The organism is Micromonospora sonchi (assembly GCF_014646235.1).
Classification (GTDB): Bacteria; Actinomycetota; Actinomycetes; order Mycobacteriales; family Micromonosporaceae; genus Micromonospora; species Micromonospora sonchi.
Window position 1 is genome coordinate 1 of record NZ_BMNB01000082.1, and the last position, 1,446, is coordinate 1,446.

1 protein-coding gene is annotated in these 1,446 nt (G+C 69.1%); it reads right to left on the reverse strand.

Annotated features, from left to right (window positions below):
* Positions 1–21: 21 nt before the first annotated feature.
* Entirely contained in the window at positions 22–1,302 is a 1,281-nt protein-coding gene (locus IEY61_RS30840; RefSeq protein WP_189050862.1) for an IS701 family transposase, read from the reverse strand.
* Positions 1,303–1,446 lie beyond the last annotated feature (144 nt).

The following is a 1,446-nucleotide window of genomic DNA, read 5'->3' on the forward strand; positions in this document are numbered from 1 at the left end:
TACGGCAGCCGCCTTTCGGGATCATGGCTGGAGTTCGAGGTTGAGGCGGTGTGTGTAGTGGGATTGTCGGGCTCGGGCTTGATGTCGGCGTCGCCAGTGTGACCAGCGCAGACGGTGGGTGAGGTCGTTGATCGGTCGGATGATGCAGGCGTTGATGAGGCGGCGGATTTCGTTGACCGTGAGCTTGATCAGGCCGGTGTCGGCCGGGTCGTGCGCGGCTTCGTCGGCGGCGCAGATGGCGAGGACGGCGAGGGCGGCCAGGGCGAGGGTGGTGAACCGGTGCCAGGAGTCCCAGCGGCGGACTTGGTGCTGGTCCAGGCCGACCTGGCCTTTGGCGGCCTGGAAACTCTCCTCAACGGTCCAGCGGATGCCCGCGACCCGGACGAGTTGGGCGAGGGTGGCTGGTTTCGGGGTCCAGCAGCGGTAGAAGGCCAGTTCACCGGTGGTGGTGTTGCGGCGGATCAGGAGGCTGTGGTGGCCGCCGTCGTCGGGGTCGGCGTCGGTGCACACGTCGTCGAGCCAGGCCCAGTCGTAGTAGCGGGGACCCTTCGACCCGGCGCCGGCACTGCGGCGTTGCCAGGCTGATGCCGGCAGGTCGGCGGCTACCCGGTCGGCCCGGATTTTGACCTTGCCTCCGTCGAGTGGGATCAGGTGGTCGCAGGACACCGCGAGGACGTAGCCGAGCCGGTGTTCGCGCAGGCCAGCGCGGAACGCGGCGTTGTTGCCGTAGGCCTCGTCCGCGGCCGCCCATCCCGCTGGGACGCCGGCGTCGAGAGCGGCGGTGATCATGTCGGCGGCCAGCTGCGGCTTGGTGGCGAACTCGACCTCGTCGGGCACCCCGGCGGCCTTACACCGCTGGCGGTCGTCGGTCCAGGACGCGGGCAGGTACACGCGTCGGTCGATCAGGGTGTGTCCGTCCGTGCCGGCGTAGCCCAGGAACACCCCGACCTGGCTGTTCTCGATCCGCCCGGCGGTGCCGGTGTACTGCCGCTGCACTCCCACCGTGTGGGTGCCCTTCTTCAGATCACCCGTCTCATCAACCACCAGGACCGCGTCCGGGCCACCGAACCGGTCGGCGACCAGCTGCCGCAGATCGTCACGGACGGCGTCGGCGTCCCACACCGCCCGATACAGCAGCCGCTGCATCGCGTCCGGGCGGGCGTGACCGGCCTGCTCGGCCAACTGCCAGCACGTCTTGACCTCAAGATCGGCCAGCAGCCCCGTCACGAACTCTGCTGCCGCACGACGCGGCTCCACCCGCCCGAACCGACCCGCGAAGCACCCGAGTACTCCGGCCAGCACACGTTCCCATCGAGCAACGGCTACGCTGTGGCACGCGGCCACCGCAAGATCTGATGTTGTGTCCACAACGCACAGACGATCACGCGGTGGCCGCCTCGCGTCCAGCCCTTCCGAGCAGCGAAATCTCAAACGGCGGCTGCCGTA